The organism is Enterobacter cloacae complex sp. 677-3DZ2D5B, assembly GCF_004136695.1.
Classification (GTDB): Bacteria; Pseudomonadota; Gammaproteobacteria; order Enterobacterales; family Enterobacteriaceae; genus Enterobacter; species Enterobacter hormaechei_C.
This window is the reverse complement of sequence record NZ_QFLS01000004.1, coordinates 102737-117418: the sequence shown is the minus strand read 5'-3', so window position 1 is coordinate 117418 and position 14682 is coordinate 102737. Positions and strand designations below refer to the sequence as shown.

At 55.6% G+C, this 14682-nt stretch carries 15 protein-coding genes; 8 read left to right on the top strand and 7 right to left on the bottom strand.

Going from position 1 to position 14682, the window contains the following annotated elements:
* Nucleotides 1-19: 19 nt before the first annotated feature.
* The 5 genes from ftsZ to mutT all read left to right on the top strand — a co-directional run bounded on the left by ftsZ (nt 20) and on the right by mutT (nt 6188).
* Nucleotides 20-1171 (top strand): cell division protein FtsZ, encoded by a 1152-nt coding sequence (gene ftsZ, locus DD597_RS06325; RefSeq protein ID WP_003856338.1) that lies wholly within the window; start codon nt 20-22, stop codon nt 1169-1171.
* Nucleotides 1172-1272: 101 nt separating this feature from the next.
* Nucleotides 1273-2190 (top strand): UDP-3-O-acyl-N-acetylglucosamine deacetylase, encoded by a 918-nt coding sequence (gene lpxC / locus DD597_RS06320; RefSeq protein ID WP_003856337.1) that lies wholly within the window; start codon nt 1273-1275, stop codon nt 2188-2190.
* A 280-nt stretch (nt 2191-2470) separates the two neighbouring features.
* A complete protein-coding gene (gene secM, locus DD597_RS06315) occupies nt 2471-2974 on the top strand; it encodes a secA translation cis-regulator SecM (protein WP_032628081.1) in 504 nt (167 codons plus the stop codon).
* A gap of 58 nt (nt 2975-3032) precedes the next feature.
* Nucleotides 3033-5738 (top strand): preprotein translocase subunit SecA, encoded by a 2706-nt coding sequence (gene secA / locus DD597_RS06310; protein WP_003856335.1) that lies wholly within the window; start codon nt 3033-3035, stop codon nt 5736-5738.
* A gap of 57 nt (nt 5739-5795) precedes the next feature.
* Nucleotides 5796-6188 (top strand): 8-oxo-dGTP diphosphatase MutT, encoded by a 393-nt coding sequence (mutT, locus tag DD597_RS06305; protein WP_003856333.1) that lies wholly within the window; start codon nt 5796-5798, stop codon nt 6186-6188.
* Nucleotides 6189-6222: 34 nt separating this feature from the next.
* Here the strand turns inward: mutT and yacG are convergent, their stop codons facing one another.
* The 3 genes from yacG to coaE are packed head-to-tail and all read right to left on the bottom strand — an operon-like array spanning nt 6223 to nt 7790.
* The gene (gene yacG, locus DD597_RS06300) at nt 6223-6417 is read right to left on the bottom strand and encodes a DNA gyrase inhibitor YacG (RefSeq protein WP_003856332.1); all 195 of its coding nucleotides are present in this window, start codon (nt 6415-6417) and stop codon (nt 6223-6225) included.
* Between the two features lie 9 nt (nt 6418-6426).
* Nucleotides 6427-7170 (bottom strand): cell division protein ZapD, encoded by a 744-nt coding sequence (gene zapD, locus DD597_RS06295; RefSeq protein ID WP_003856329.1) that lies wholly within the window; start codon nt 7168-7170, stop codon nt 6427-6429.
* The gene (gene coaE / locus DD597_RS06290; protein ID WP_003856328.1) at nt 7170-7790 is read right to left on the bottom strand and encodes a dephospho-CoA kinase; all 621 of its coding nucleotides are present in this window, start codon (nt 7788-7790) and stop codon (nt 7170-7172) included. The genes zapD and coaE overlap by 1 nt, the downstream gene beginning before the upstream one ends.
* A gap of 228 nt (nt 7791-8018) precedes the next feature.
* On the opposite strand from coaE, the gene DD597_RS06285 reads away from it, so the two are divergent.
* A complete protein-coding gene (locus DD597_RS06285) occupies nt 8019-9062 on the top strand; it encodes a GMP reductase (protein ID WP_003856327.1) in 1044 nt (347 codons plus the stop codon).
* A 33-nt stretch (nt 9063-9095) separates the two neighbouring features.
* On the opposite strand, the gene hofC is transcribed toward DD597_RS06285, so the two are convergent.
* From hofC to nadC, 4 genes are all read right to left on the bottom strand, one after another.
* Complete coding sequence (gene hofC, locus DD597_RS06280; RefSeq protein WP_129256022.1) at nt 9096-10280, bottom strand: protein transport protein HofC; 1185 nt, start codon at nt 10278-10280, stop codon at nt 9096-9098.
* A complete protein-coding gene (gene gspE / locus DD597_RS06275) occupies nt 10270-11649 on the bottom strand; it encodes a type II secretion system protein GspE (protein WP_129256021.1) in 1380 nt (459 codons plus the stop codon). The genes hofC and gspE overlap by 11 nt, the downstream gene beginning before the upstream one ends.
* A gap of 12 nt (nt 11650-11661) precedes the next feature.
* Nucleotides 11662-12099 carry a prepilin peptidase-dependent pilin gene (gene ppdD / locus DD597_RS06270; RefSeq protein WP_023315399.1) on the bottom strand — a complete coding sequence of 146 codons (438 nt, stop codon included), beginning with the start codon at nt 12097-12099 and terminating at the stop codon, nt 11662-11664.
* A gap of 173 nt (nt 12100-12272) precedes the next feature.
* On the bottom strand, nt 12273-13166 hold the full coding sequence (gene nadC / locus DD597_RS06265) for a carboxylating nicotinate-nucleotide diphosphorylase (protein WP_032608506.1): 894 nt from the start codon (nt 13164-13166) through the stop codon (nt 12273-12275).
* An 87-nt stretch (nt 13167-13253) separates the two neighbouring features.
* Here nadC and ampD point away from each other — a divergent pair, with 87 nt between their 5' ends.
* Nucleotides 13254-13817, top strand: a complete 564-nt coding sequence (ampD, locus tag DD597_RS06260) for a 1,6-anhydro-N-acetylmuramyl-L-alanine amidase AmpD (RefSeq protein ID WP_003856321.1) — start codon at nt 13254-13256, stop codon at nt 13815-13817.
* Nucleotides 13814-14668 (top strand): beta-lactamase regulator AmpE, encoded by an 855-nt coding sequence (ampE, locus tag DD597_RS06255; RefSeq protein ID WP_023324156.1) that lies wholly within the window; start codon nt 13814-13816, stop codon nt 14666-14668. The genes ampD and ampE overlap by 4 nt, the downstream gene beginning before the upstream one ends.
* The last annotated feature ends 14 nt before the right edge of the window (nt 14669-14682 follow it).

Here is a 14682-nt window from a genome sequence, read left to right as displayed (position 1 = left end):
CACAACGGAGAGAGAGATTATGTTTGAACCTATGGAATTAACCAACGACGCGGTGATTAAAGTCATCGGCGTCGGTGGCGGCGGCGGTAACGCCGTAGAGCACATGGTGCGCGAGCGCATCGAAGGTGTTGAATTCTTCGCGGTGAACACCGATGCGCAGGCGCTGCGTAAAACGGCTGTTGGCCAGACGATTCAGATCGGTGGTGGCATCACCAAAGGTCTGGGAGCAGGGGCTAACCCGGAAGTGGGCCGCAACGCGGCTGAAGAAGATCGTGAAGCGCTGCGCGCTGCACTGGACGGTGCAGACATGGTCTTCATCGCAGCGGGTATGGGCGGCGGTACAGGTACCGGTGCAGCACCCGTTGTGGCGGAAGTCGCTAAAGATTTAGGTATTCTGACCGTTGCTGTCGTGACCAAGCCTTTCAACTTTGAAGGTAAGAAGCGTATGGCTTTCGCGGAGCAGGGTATCACCGAGCTGTCCAAGCACGTGGACTCTCTGATTACCATTCCGAACGACAAGCTGCTGAAAGTGCTGGGTCGCGGTATCTCTCTGCTGGACGCCTTTGGCGCGGCAAACGACGTGCTGAAAGGCGCGGTTCAGGGTATTGCTGAACTGATTACCCGTCCTGGCCTGATGAACGTCGACTTTGCAGACGTTCGTACCGTGATGTCCGAGATGGGCTACGCGATGATGGGCTCTGGCGTGGCGAGCGGCGAAGACCGTGCGGAAGAAGCTGCTGAAATGGCGATCTCCTCTCCACTGCTGGAAGATATCGATCTGTCTGGCGCGCGCGGCGTGCTGGTCAACATTACCGCTGGCTTTGACCTGCGTCTGGATGAGTTCGAAACTGTGGGTAACACCATCCGTGCATTCGCCTCTGACAACGCGACCGTCGTTATCGGTACCTCCCTTGATCCGGAAATGAACGACGAACTGCGTGTGACCGTTGTGGCCACCGGTATCGGTATGGACAAGCGTCCTGAGATCACCCTGGTGACTAACAAACAGACTCAGCAGCCGGTTATGGATCGTTACCAGCAGCACGGTATGGCGCCTCTGACTCAGGAGCAAAAACCCGCTGCGAAAGTGGTGAACGACCCGACTCCACAAACGGCAAAAGAGCCAGATTATCTGGATATCCCGGCGTTCCTGCGTAAGCAAGCTGACTAAGAATTGGCTGGAATTTGGGGATTTGCGCTCTTTGTGCTAAACTGGCCCACCGTTAGTGATATACACTCTCGGTTGGATAGTTAATTTGGCGAGATTATACGATGATCAAACAAAGGACACTTAAACGTATCGTTCAGGCGACGGGTGTCGGTTTACATACCGGCAAGAAAGTCACACTGACGTTACGCCCTGCGCCGGCCAATACCGGGGTCATCTATCGTCGCACCGACTTGAATCCACCGGTAGATTTTCCGGCCGATGCCAAATCTGTGCGTGATACTATGCTCTGTACTTGTCTGGTGAACGAGCATGACGTGCGGATTTCTACCGTAGAGCACCTGAACGCCGCCCTGGCGGGTCTGGGTATCGACAACATTATGGTTGAAGTCGATGCGCCAGAAATCCCGATCATGGACGGGAGTGCTGCTCCGTTCGTTTATTTGTTGCTGGATGCAGGCATCGAAGAACTGAACTGCGCGAAGAAATTTGTTCGCATTAAAGAGACCGTTCGCGTCGAAGATGGCGACAAATGGGCTGAATTCAAACCGTACAATGGTTTTTCGTTGGACTTCACCATCGATTTTAACCATCCGGCGATTGACTCCAGCACCCAGCGCTATGCGATGAACTTCTCTGCGGATGCGTTCATGCGCCAGATCAGCCGAGCACGTACCTTCGGCTTTATGCGTGATATCGAATATCTGCAATCCCGCGGCCTGTGCCTGGGCGGCAGCTTCGATTGTGCCATCGTTGTTGACGATTATCGCGTACTGAACGAAGACGGCCTGCGTTTTGAAGATGAATTTGTTCGTCACAAAATGCTGGACGCGATCGGCGACCTCTTCATGTGTGGTCACAACATCATTGGTGCATTTACCGCGTTTAAATCCGGTCATGCACTGAACAACAAACTGTTGCAGGCAGTCCTGGCAAAACAGGAAGCCTGGGAATATGTGACCTTCGAAGACGAAGCTGAACTGCCGCTGGCGTTCAAAGCACCGACTATGGTCCTGGCGTAACGGTTAAACCCGTTTCGTAAGAAAAGCGACTGGTTCACCTGGTACTCTCTCCGACCAGGGAAGCCAGTCGTTTTTATTTCTGCCCTTCTTTAATTTGTCCCTTTCACCCCTGGCCTGTGTCGGGTGCCGAATAACGGTGTGTTCGCTGCATTATTGACCGTTTTTACCTGCTGCAAGGTGTCATTCCTGCTGCCGTGTATTGGCTTTAGTGGTAATATCTGGGCGCTAAAAAAGAATAACTAAACTCAGCCTGCACTGGCGGGCGAACGTGGTGGAGCAAGTGAGCGGAATACTGACGCGCTGGCGACAATTTGGCAGACGTTACTTCTGGCCGCATCTCTTATTGGGGATGGTCGCGGCGAGTCTCGGCTTGCCTGTGCTCAGCAACAGCGCAGACGCGGCAACGCCAGCACGTTCCACGACGACCAAACACGATCTCACCACACGGGTTAACTTCACTAATCTCGCATGGCTTGAAGCCAGCCGTCGTCCCAATTTCTCCGTTGATTACTGGCAGCAGCACGCGATTCGCACGGTTATCCGCCATCTGTCGTTCGCGATGGCGCCGCAGACGATGCCTGTTGCGGAAGAAACGCTGCCGGTCCAGGCTCAGCATCTTGCCCTGCTCGATACGCTTAATGCGCTTCTGACGCAGGACAACCAGCCGCCAGTGACCGTGAATCAGACGGCGAAAACGGATTTTGTTTCCCCTGCATCCTTCTCTGTTTCGACATGGATTAGCCAGGTTCACGGCATCCGTGCCGGGCCTCAACGCCTCAGCTAAATTAACCTTTTTCAATACCTTAATTTATCTGCCCGACTGGGGCGTTTGAGAATTTATTATGCTAATCAAATTGTTAACCAAAGTTTTTGGTAGTCGTAACGATCGTACCCTGCGCCGCATGCGCAAAGCGGTAAACGTCATCAACGGTATGGAACCGGCGATGGAGAAGCTCTCTGATGATGAACTGAAAGCAAAAACCGCGGAGTTCCGTGCGCGTCTGGAGAAAGGCGAAACCTTAGAAAGCCTGATCCCGGAAGCCTTTGCCGTAGTACGTGAGGCCAGTAAACGCGTGTTCGGCATGCGTCACTTCGACGTGCAGCTGCTGGGCGGGATGGTGCTCAACGAGCGCTGCATCGCGGAAATGCGTACCGGTGAAGGTAAAACCCTGACTGCAACGCTGCCGGCTTACCTGAATGCGCTGACGGGTAAGGGTGTTCACGTTGTTACCGTCAACGACTATCTGGCGCAGCGCGACGCCGAAAACAACCGTCCACTGTTCGAATTCCTCGGCATGACCGTGGGCATTAACATGTCCGGCCTGCCGGCACCTGCCAAGCGTGAAGCCTACAACGCGGACATCACTTACGGCACCAACAACGAATACGGCTTCGACTACCTGCGTGACAACATGGCGTTCAGCCCGGAAGAGCGCGTCCAGCGTAAACTGCACTATGCGCTGGTGGATGAGGTTGACTCCATTCTGATCGATGAAGCGCGTACCCCGCTGATCATCTCCGGCCCTGCCGAAGACAGCTCCGAGATGTACCGTAAAGTCGACAAAATCATTCCTCACCTGCTGCGTCAGGAGAAAGAAGACTCCGATACCTTCCAGGGTGAAGGTCACTTCTCCGTTGATGAAAAAGCGCGTCAGGTCAACCTGACCGAACGCGGCCTGGTGAAAATCGAAGAGCTGCTGGTTGCTGAAGGCATTATGGAAGAGGGCGAGTCTCTGTACTCCCCGAGCAACATCATGCTGATGCACCACGTAACGGCTGCACTGCGCGCGCACGCGCTGTTCACCCGCGACGTTGACTACATCGTTAAAGACGGGGAAGTCATCATCGTCGATGAACACACCGGCCGTACTATGCAGGGACGTCGCTGGTCCGATGGCCTGCACCAGGCCGTGGAAGCCAAAGAAGGCGTGGATATTCAGAACGAAAACCAGACGCTGGCATCCATCACCTTCCAGAACTACTTCCGTCTGTACGAGAAGCTGGCGGGGATGACCGGTACCGCAGATACCGAAGCGTTTGAGTTTAGCTCCATCTATAAGCTGGATACCGTGGTAGTACCTACCAACCGTCCGATGATCCGTAAGGATATGCCGGACCTGGTATACATGACTGAAGCGGAAAAAATTCAGGCGATCATCGAAGATATTCGCGAACGTACCGCGAAGGGCCAGCCGGTACTGGTGGGGACCATCTCCATCGAGAAGTCCGAAGTGGTGTCTAACGAGCTGACTAAAGCAGGCATCAAACACAACGTTCTGAACGCCAAGTTCCACGCTAAAGAAGCAGATATCGTTGCGCAGGCGGGTTACCCGGCAGCCGTAACCATCGCCACCAACATGGCGGGTCGTGGTACCGATATTATGCTCGGCGGTAGCTGGCAGGCTGAAGTGGCGGAGCTGGAAAACCCAACCCCAGAGCAAATCGCGCAGATCAAAGCCGACTGGCAAGTGCGTCACGACGCGGTGCTGGCATCCGGTGGTCTGCACATCATTGGTACCGAGCGTCACGAATCTCGTCGTATCGATAACCAGCTGCGCGGTCGTGCGGGTCGTCAGGGTGATGCCGGTTCTTCCCGCTTCTATCTGTCTATGGAAGATGCGCTGATGCGTATTTTCGCCTCTGACCGTGTGTCCGGCATGATGCGTAAACTGGGCATGAAACCTGGCGAAGCGATCGAGCACCCGTGGGTTACCAAAGCGATTGCCAACGCCCAGCGTAAAGTGGAAAGCCGCAACTTCGATATTCGTAAGCAGCTGCTGGAATATGATGACGTTGCCAACGACCAGCGTCGTGCGATCTACACCCAGCGTAACGAACTGCTGGACGTGTCCGACGTGAGCGAAACCATCAACAGCATTCGCGAAGATGTGTTCAAAGCCACTATCGACGCTCATATTCCACCGCAGTCTCTGGAAGAAATGTGGGATATCGAAGGCTTGCAGGAACGTCTGAAAAACGACTTCGATCTCGAACTGCCAATCAAAGAGTGGCTGGACAAAGAGCCTGAGCTGCACGAAGAGACCCTGCGCGAGCGTATCTACGAAACCGCGCTGGACGTCTACAAGCGTAAGGAAGAAGTGGTTGGCGCAGAGATGATGCGTCACTTCGAGAAAGGCGTAATGTTGCAGACCCTGGACTCCCTGTGGAAAGAGCACCTGGCGGCAATGGACTACCTGCGTCAGGGTATCCACCTGCGAGGTTATGCGCAGAAAGATCCGAAGCAGGAGTACAAGCGTGAATCCTTCTCCATGTTTGCTGCCATGCTGGAGTCGCTGAAGTATGAAGTTATCAGCACTCTGAGCAAAGTTCAGGTGCGTATGCCGGAAGAAGTGGAAGCGATGGAGCAGCAGCGTCGTGAAGAAGCTGAGCGTCTGGCACAGATGCAGCAGTTGAGCCATCAGACCGATGAGAGCGAAGCCGCAGCAGCAATCGCAGCGCAGACGGGCGATCGTAAAGTTGGTCGTAACGATCCGTGCCCATGCGGTTCCGGCAAAAAATACAAGGCGTGCCACGGCCGTCTGAGCTAAGAACATAACAAACTGAAAAGGCGCAGATATCTGCGCCTTTTTTATGGAAGTGACATGATGAAAACACTGCAAATTGCTGTCGGGATCATTCGCAACCCGCAAAACCAGATCTTCATTACCCAACGTGCCGCCGATGCGCACATGGCCAACAAATGGGAATTCCCCGGCGGGAAAATCGAATCAGGTGAAACGCCGGAGCAGGCGCTGGTGCGTGAGCTTCAGGAAGAGGTGGGGATCACCCCGCTTGGCGCAACGCTGTTCGATAAGCTGGAGTACCAGTTTCCGGATCGTCACATCACGCTGTGGTTCTGGCTGGTGGAAAGCTGGGAAGGTGAACCGTGGGGTAAAGAGGGGCAGCCGGGTAACTGGATTGAGCTTCAGGCCAGCGATGCGGAAAAATTCCCGCCCGCCAATGAGCCTGTGATACTCCGGCTGGTTGCACAACCGTAGGCCTGCTAAGCGAAGCGCCAGCAGGCTTTGAACGTTACTGCTGGTTTTCGCTCCAGTCATCGCTATCCGAGAGATCGCCTTCGCTCGGAATGCGTTTCTCTTCCGCCGCCCATTCGCCCAGGTCTATAAGCTGACAGCGCTTGCAGCAGAATGGGCGAAATGGACTCACTTCTCCCCAGACGACAGTTTTCCCACAGGTTGGGCAGTTTACGGTGGTTACGTCAGACATCGGCACTCCTTAACAACAGGCCAGTTCAAAATCGAGGCGTTCCGGCACGGTGCCATGTTCACTGTCCAGCGGCATAAAGCGGATCGCGAAACGGCTTTTATGTCCGGAAATTTGCGGGTAAAGCTGCTCGCTAAGAGACAGATTCAGGCGCAGAAGATCGGCGTCGTCGCCGTTATCCTGATAGAAACCGTTGAGACTGGTTTGTTTGCGGAACGGGGCAGAGTTACGCACAAGATCGAGGATCAAGGATAACGTCTGATTCATCGGCTCCAGGCTGCCCAGCCAGCTGTTCACCTGGCGATCGCGCTGTTCCTGCGGCATGTGCAACCACATATGCAGCGTTGGCAGGTCAAAGCTACAGCAACCGCCCGGTATGCTCAGGCGCTGGCGCACCAGCGCAATCAGACGATCCTCTCGTAAAAACTGGCCAACGCGCGGCGCGGCCATCAGCGTCGTGCTGCTGTTTTTCAGCTGCTGGCGTAAAGCGTCAATACGACTTTGATCCACGCCCGGTACTTCGGCCCAGGCCTGTAATTTACGCTGCTGGCGCTCCAGCTCTTTCAACAGCTCAGTGCGGACGTCACCGCGTTCAATCACATCCAGCAGATCGCCCACGTTGCGGAAAAAATGCAGCGCGGTGGCGTGATCGTTGACAGGCAGATGTTGTGAAAGCTGTTGAATAAGAAATTCTATGCGTAGCCAGGTACGCATTTTTTCGTTAAGCGGGTGCTCAAAAAGGATATGAGTCGACATTATGGTTTTTCCTGTGCAACGGCCTGCGCGGCGAAGGTCAGATACTGCGCGTGCAGACGAGCAACATCCGATGCAATGGCATCTGGTGCGCCGTTATTATCAATAACATCATCCGCAACGGCGAGGCGCGCTTCGCGCGTGGCCTGTGCGGCAAGAATTTGTTCAGCATGTTCGCGTGAAACATGGTCACGCGCCATGGTTCTCTGGATTTGCGTTTCGCGGGAAACGTCAATCACCAGCGTTCTGTCTGCTTTATTCTGAAGCTGATTTTCCACCAGTAACGGGACGACCCACAACACATAGGGCGAACGGGCTGCGGCAATTTGACGCTGAGTTTCCTGGTGGATAATGGGGTGGAGCAGGGCATTAAGCCAGGCTTTTTCCGCTGGATCGGAAAATATGCACTCACGCAGCTGCCGACGATTCAGGGTGCCGTCAGCCTGTATCACACGGCGACCAAAATGCGCTTCGATGGCGTTTAAGGCGGGTGTATTGGGTTCTACCACATGACGGGCAATGATATCGGCGTCGATAATCGTGATGCCGAGACGAGCAAACGCGTGCGCAACGGTGCTTTTACCACTACCGATGCCGCCGGTTAATGCGACGATATACCCCATTAAATCAGATCCTGGGAATTATTCAGTTTTAAAATCAGTTGCTTAAAATTCAAACTTACAACAGCCAATGTTTAGCTCTCTTTACCCGCTTTTTACCAGGTAAATTTATAGGATTGTAGCGTAAAAAAAGAGAATTTCGCAGTCTTGCGGAGCAGGTATTAGTGCGTATGATAGCGTCACTGGAGTTGTGCTTTTAATATATTTGCCTCTAACCCCAGGAATCCGCACATGCGTATCGAAGAAGATCTGAAGTTAGGTTTCAAAGACGTTCTTATCCGCCCTAAACGCTCTACACTGAAAAGTCGCTCAGACGTTGAACTCGAACGTCAATTCACCTTTAAGCATTCCGGTCAGACGTGGTCTGGCGTGCCGATTATCGCGGCCAACATGGACACCGTCGGGACCTTCGAGATGGCGACCGCACTGGCGCAATTCGACATCCTTACTGCGGTACACAAACACTACAGCGCTGAAGAGTGGGATGCGTTTGTCGCCTCCGCCTCGGCTGAAGTGGTGAAGCATGTGATGGTCTCGACCGGTACGTCTGATGCAGATTTCGAGAAAACCAAACAGATCCTGAACGCCAATCCGGCGCTGAATTTTGTCTGCATTGACGTGGCAAATGGTTATTCCGAACATTTCGTCCAGTTCGTCAGCAAGGCGCGTGAAGCCTGGCCAACCAAAACCATCATCGCGGGCAACGTGGTGACCGGTGAAATGTGTGAAGAGCTGATCCTCTCCGGAGCCGACATTGTGAAAGTGGGCATTGGCCCGGGCTCCGTTTGCACCACGCGCGTGAAAACCGGTGTGGGTTATCCGCAGCTGTCTGCGGTAATTGAATGCGCTGACGCTGCGCACGGTCTGGGCGGCCAGATCATCAGCGACGGTGGCTGCACCATGCCAGGCGATGTCGCGAAAGCCTTCGGCGGCGGCGCGGACTTCGTGATGCTCGGCGGCATGCTGGCAGGCCACGAAGAGAGCGGCGGTACCGTGGTGGAAGAGAACGGCGAGAAATTCATGCTGTTCTACGGAATGAGCTCTGAATCCGCGATGACCCGTCACGTGGGTGGTGTCGCGAAATACCGTGCGGCGGAAGGCAAAACCGTTAAGCTACCACTGCGTGGTCCGGTCGAAAACACGGCGCGCGATATCCTCGGCGGACTGCGTTCTGCCTGCACCTACGTTGGGGCTTCCCGCCTGAAAGAGCTGACTAAACGCACGACGTTTATCCGCGTTCAGGAGCAGGAAAACCGCGTTTTCAATAGCCTCTGACGGCTACGGCTGGCGCGCGTCCGTGCGCCAGCGTTACCCCGCGCTCATTGCATCCCCCAGATGGAAAATCGGCAGATACATTGCCACCACCAGCGTGCCAATAATCAGACCTGTCACGACCAGTAGCAAAGGCTCAAGAAGCGCCGCCAGATTGTCTGCCTGCTGAAATGTCTGTTCCGTATGATGGCGGGCCAGATTCATCAGCATGACATCCAGTGAACCCGACACTTCTCCGGTGCGAATGAGCTGAATACACAGTGGCGTAAAAACAGAGGCCTTCTGGAAGGAGGACCACACGGGCGTCCCCTGTTCGATATCGCTGCGTATCTCACGGATTTTCTCCTGCAAGTAGCCCCTCACAACGGTCTCCTCCACACTCTCCAGTCCTTGTAAAAAGGCAATTCCGGCCTGCTGGGTTAATGACAGCACGGTAAAAATTTGCCCCAGTTTTTGCCCACGCATCAGCGTGCCCATCACCGGTACATGTAACAGGACGTACTGCCAGCGCGGATGCCGCCGCAGCTTACAGGCGATGACAACCATTGCCACGAGCAGGGCCAAAAGGGTGAGGATATGCGCCTGAACCAAGGCCGCCAGCCCCATGACTGCCTGCGTGAGCAAAGGGAGCGGGGTGTTGAACGTTTTGTAGATTGCAGCAAACTCAGGCAAAACCAGCGTGACCATCGCCAGCACCACGAAAACGGCCAGCGTCAGGATGATCAGCGGATAGCGCAGCGCTTTCTTCACCTTTGCACTGAGCTGCTGCTGGGATTTTTGTTGCTGCGCAAGCTGACGGCAGCAGGCTTCGAGCTTACCCGTCAGTTCACCCGTCTTCACCATCGAGACATAAAGGGGGCTAAACACCTCTGGCCATTTCTTCATGGCCTCTGACAGAGCGAAACCTTCGCTCAGGTCATCAGCAAGACTGTGCAGCAGCGCCTGCCAGTGCTGCAAAGGATGCTGTTCCGCCAGCATGTGCAGGCTTTGGGACAGCGTGAGTCCGGCCTGTAGCAGCGTGGCGAGCTGGCGAAAAATATCGTAGCAGTGCTGCACCTGCCATCGGTGGCGCTGCTGGCAGCGTTTTAGCGCCAGCGGGTGCAGCTGTTTAAGCACCAGAGCCGTGTAAGCTGCGTTACGGTCGATGGCCCAGAGGGTGCCGGTTTGCACCTCCCCCTCGGTGGTCAGGGCACGCCAGCGCCAGAGCGAATTAGCAGCCATCTGGCATTCCCAGGACGCGCAACAACTCTTCGAGCGTAGTCAGCCCTTGCTCTACGGCCATGCAGCCATGCTCAAACAAAGAGGTCATTCCCGCCTGACGAGCGCTGGACCCAATCACCTCCGTGCTTGCTCCGCTGGCGATGGCCTGCCGCAGCGTGTCGTCGATGACGAGCACTTCAAAAATGGCTACGCGACCATAAAAACCGTGGTAGCAGCGATCGCAGCCGGTGGGTTGCCAGCGAGGAAGCGGCCGGGGCCACAGCGTGCGGGGTAATTCGGTGTGGCGGCTGGCTTCCTGTCGGCAGTACGGGCATAAACGGCGCACCAGCCGTTGGGCAATCACCATCGAGAGCGCCGAAGAGATCATCCAGCGCGCGACACCCATCTGTTGCAGCCGTACCAGCGTTTCAGTCGTCGAATTAGTATGGAGGGTGGACAGCACCAGATGCCCGGTTTGTGCCGCCTTAATGGCAATTTCTGCCGTTTCGCCGTCACGAATTTCACCTACCATAATGATGTCAGGATCCTGCCTGAGCAGGGCGCGCAGCACGCTCTGGAAGGTCAGCCCCGCACGCGGATTAATCTGCGTCTGGTTTAAGCCTGCAAGCGGGATTTCAACGGGATCTTCCACGCTGCAAATATTAACGTCAGGTGTATTTCGCGCCTGTAACGCGCTATACAGCGTCACCGTTTTCCCGCTACCGGTCGGGCCGGTGACCAGAATCAACCCCTGAGGGCTGTTAAGCGCCTCGGCAAAACGGGCCTGCTGGTCTGCGCTCATCCCCAGCTGTTCAAGCTCCAGAGCCTGCTGTACCTGGTGAAGCAGACGAAGCACGATTTTTTCTCCACCGCTACAGGGAAGGGTTGCGATACGAAAAGAGACGGGGACGCTTGCCAGCTCCACCGTAAACTGACCGTCCTGCGGCAGGCGGCGCTCCGCAATATCCAGTTGACCCAGCACCTTCAGGCGTGCGGCAAGCGTCGTCCCGAGGGCGGCAGAGATCGGCGGTTGAGGGTAGAGAACACCGTCGATTCGCAAACGGATCTGGTAACCGTGCTCCGTCGGTTCAATATGGATGTCAGAAGCCCGCTGGTTTACTGCCTGCTGCAAGGTTGTACTGAGCACGTCAGCGGCTGAGTTTGGCGCGATGCCCGGCAGGTGTGATGATGAGAGGGACTGAAGCCGTTTTTCCATCCGTTCAGCCGTCCAGCACTCAATATCAATACGTTTCTGCGTGGCGAAGCGTAACGCTTCCATCAGCTCAGAGGCAGGATTACCCACCACCGCAATGCTGATCATCTCGGTGTCGCTTGCGAGTAGCAGTGCGTGATGGCGCTGACAGAGCGTCATAAGCTGCTCGGTATTCATTGTCCACTCCTTTCAGTTGTTGTCGAAGCGGAAAACATCTTCACAGGCTTGTCTGAGCGCCGTGTCGGACGCAATTTTGCAGTCACGCGTCCAGCCCGTCATACCGTTACCGTCGCTCCAGATCGGTGTCATGAGCACTTCAAGTCCGTTAAGGCTTTCCTGCCCTGTTAACGATACGATCCCCTTCGCCACGCTCATCGCTGAAACGTAACGTGTGGTTGTCGGGGAGGGGATGCCATTGGTGCCTGCGTCGCAGCGATCCACACCACCACGATCCAGGGCGCAAAGCTCAATGGCGGTGCGGTAGGGGATGAACGTTTGCAGCATATCGGTGAGCGCCGCTTTTCGCAGGTAGTTCTGATAGGCCGGGACGCCAATCGCGCTCAGGATGGCAATAATGCCAATGACCACCATTAGCTCAATCAGGGTAAATCCTTGTTGTCTGTTCATGTCTGCTCCTTATGTTAAGTGGCGCTACTGTGGCAGTGACTGCGCGCAGAAACGAGGGGCAAAAGCGTGAACGTGAAGGGGCTTTCAGGGAAATGATTCAGTGTTGCAGAGAAGGACAGCGTAATTGCGAGCGGTTTCGTATTTCCCCTCTCCGGGCGGAGAGGGGGGATAATTTATTTGAAGCGCATCGAGAGGTCGAGGGCGCGGACGTGCTTGGTCAGGGCGCCTACGGAGATGTAATCGACGCCGGTTTCAGCAAATTCGCGGATGGTGTCGAACGTCACGTTGCCGGACACCTCAAGCTGCGCCTGGCCGTTTGTGCGTTTGACCGCTTCACGCATCTGCTCCGTGTCGAAGTTATCGAGCATGATGATGTCAGCCCCCGCTTTAATGGCCTCGTCCAGCTCCTCCAGCGTTTCCACTTCCACTTCGACGGGCACATCCGGATGCAGCCAGAAGGCTTTTTCCACGGCCTGACGCACCGAGCCAGAGGCAATAATGTGGTTCTCTTTGATCAGGAAGGCATCGGATAGCCCCAGACGATGGTTGGCGCCGCCACCGCAGAGTACCGCGTATTTCAGCGCGGTGCGCAGGCCCGGCAGGGTTTTACGGGTATCCAGCAGCTGCGTGCGGGTGCCTGCCAGCAGGTCAACGTAGCGGCGTACTTCACTGGCAACGCCAGAGAGCGTTTGCACAAAATTGAGCGCGGTGCGTTCACCAGTCAGCAAGACGCGGGACGGGCCGTCCAGTTCGAACAGTGGCTGATTCGCCGTGACCGCATCGCCGTCCTCAACGTGCCATGTTACCTGCACCTCGTCGCCCGCCAGTTGGGTAAAGACCTCCTCAACCCAGCGTTTGCCGCAGAAAACCCCTGCTTCACGGGTGATAACCACCGCATGCGAGCGTGTCTCTTTTGGCAACAATTGGGCGGTAATATCGTTATCGGCGCTGACGTCACCGCCGAGGTCTTCTCTCAGGGCATGGGCAACGCTTGCCGGGATATCACTATTAATACGTTCCAGAAGCGCGTCACGTCGGTGGTCGGGGTTATAGCGGCGAGGCGGCATGATAAAACTCCAAATTGGTAACGAATCATAATATTGAAACATGCTACTCTGAACCGAGTAACAGCACCATAGATAAGGAGTTCCAGCATGTTGTTAGAAAACGGATGGCTGGTGGACGCGCGGCATGTACCGTCGCCGCACCACGACTGCCGCCCGGAGGATGAAAAGCCCACACTGCTGGTGGTTCACAATATTAGTCTCCCGCCGGGTGAGTTTGGCGGTCCGTGGATCGATGCGTTATTCACTGGAACGATAGATCCCGATGCCCACCCCTTCTTTGCTGAGATTGCGCATCTGCGCGTATCGGCGCACTGTCTGATCCGTCGTGATGGCGAAGTGGTTCAGTATGTTCCTTTTGATAAGCGTGCCTGGCATGCCGGCGTGTCGAAGTATCAGGGGCGCGAGCGGTGCAATGATTTCTCCATTGGAATTGAACTGGAAGGAACGGACACCACGCCTTACACCGATGCGCAATATGAGAAACTGGTTGCTGTAACGCAAACGTTAATCGGGCGCTATCCCGCCATTGCAGACAATATTACAGGGCACAGCGACATCGCCCCCGAAAGAAAAACCGACCCCGGCCCGGCGTTTGACTGGTCCCGGTTTCACGCCATGCTTACCACGTCGTCAGATAAGGAGATAACATGACGTTGTTTACCATGCTGCTGGTTATGATCGCTGAACGCCTGTTTAAGCTCGGCGAGCACTGGCATCTGGATCATCGGCTGGAGGTGTTATTCCGCCGCATCAGGCATTTTTCCATGCTGCGCACGCTGCTGATGACGGCAGGCGTGATGGTGATTACGTTCCTGTTGCTGCGCTCGCTTTACGGCCTCTTTTTCAACGTGCCGCTGCTGGTGATGTGGATCCTGCTCGGCGTGTTGTGTATTGGCGCGGGCAAGGTGCGTTTGCACTATCACGCGTATCTGAAAGCCGCTTCCCGGGATGATGCCCACGCGCGCGGCGCGATGGCGAGCGAGTTGACGATGATCCACGGCGTACCGCCGGACTGCGATGAACGCGAGTTTCTGCGGGAGCTGCAAAACGCGCTGCTGTGGATTAACTTCCGTTACTACCTGGCGCCGCTGTTCTGGTTCGTGGTGGGCGGGCCCTGGGGGCCGGTACTGCTGATGGGTTACGCGTTCCTGCGCGCCTGGCAGACCTGGCTTGCCCGCTATCTTACGCCGCATGAACGTCTACAGTCCGGCATTGATGCCATCCTGCACGTGCTCGACTGGCTTCCGGTGCGTCTGGTAGGCGTGGTCTATGCCCTCATCGGTCACGGTGAAAAGGCGCTGCCCGCGTGGTTTGTCTCCCTTGCTGACCGTCATACCTCGCAGTATCAGGTTTTAACCCGACTGGCACAGTTCTCGCTGGCGCGTGAGCCGCACACGGACAAAGTCGCAACGCCAAAGGCTGCCGTCTCGATGGCGAAGAAAACGTCGTTTGTGGTGGTGGTGATTGTGGCGCTGCTGACGATTTACGGCACGCTGGTTTAAGCCAGCGCGCCGAA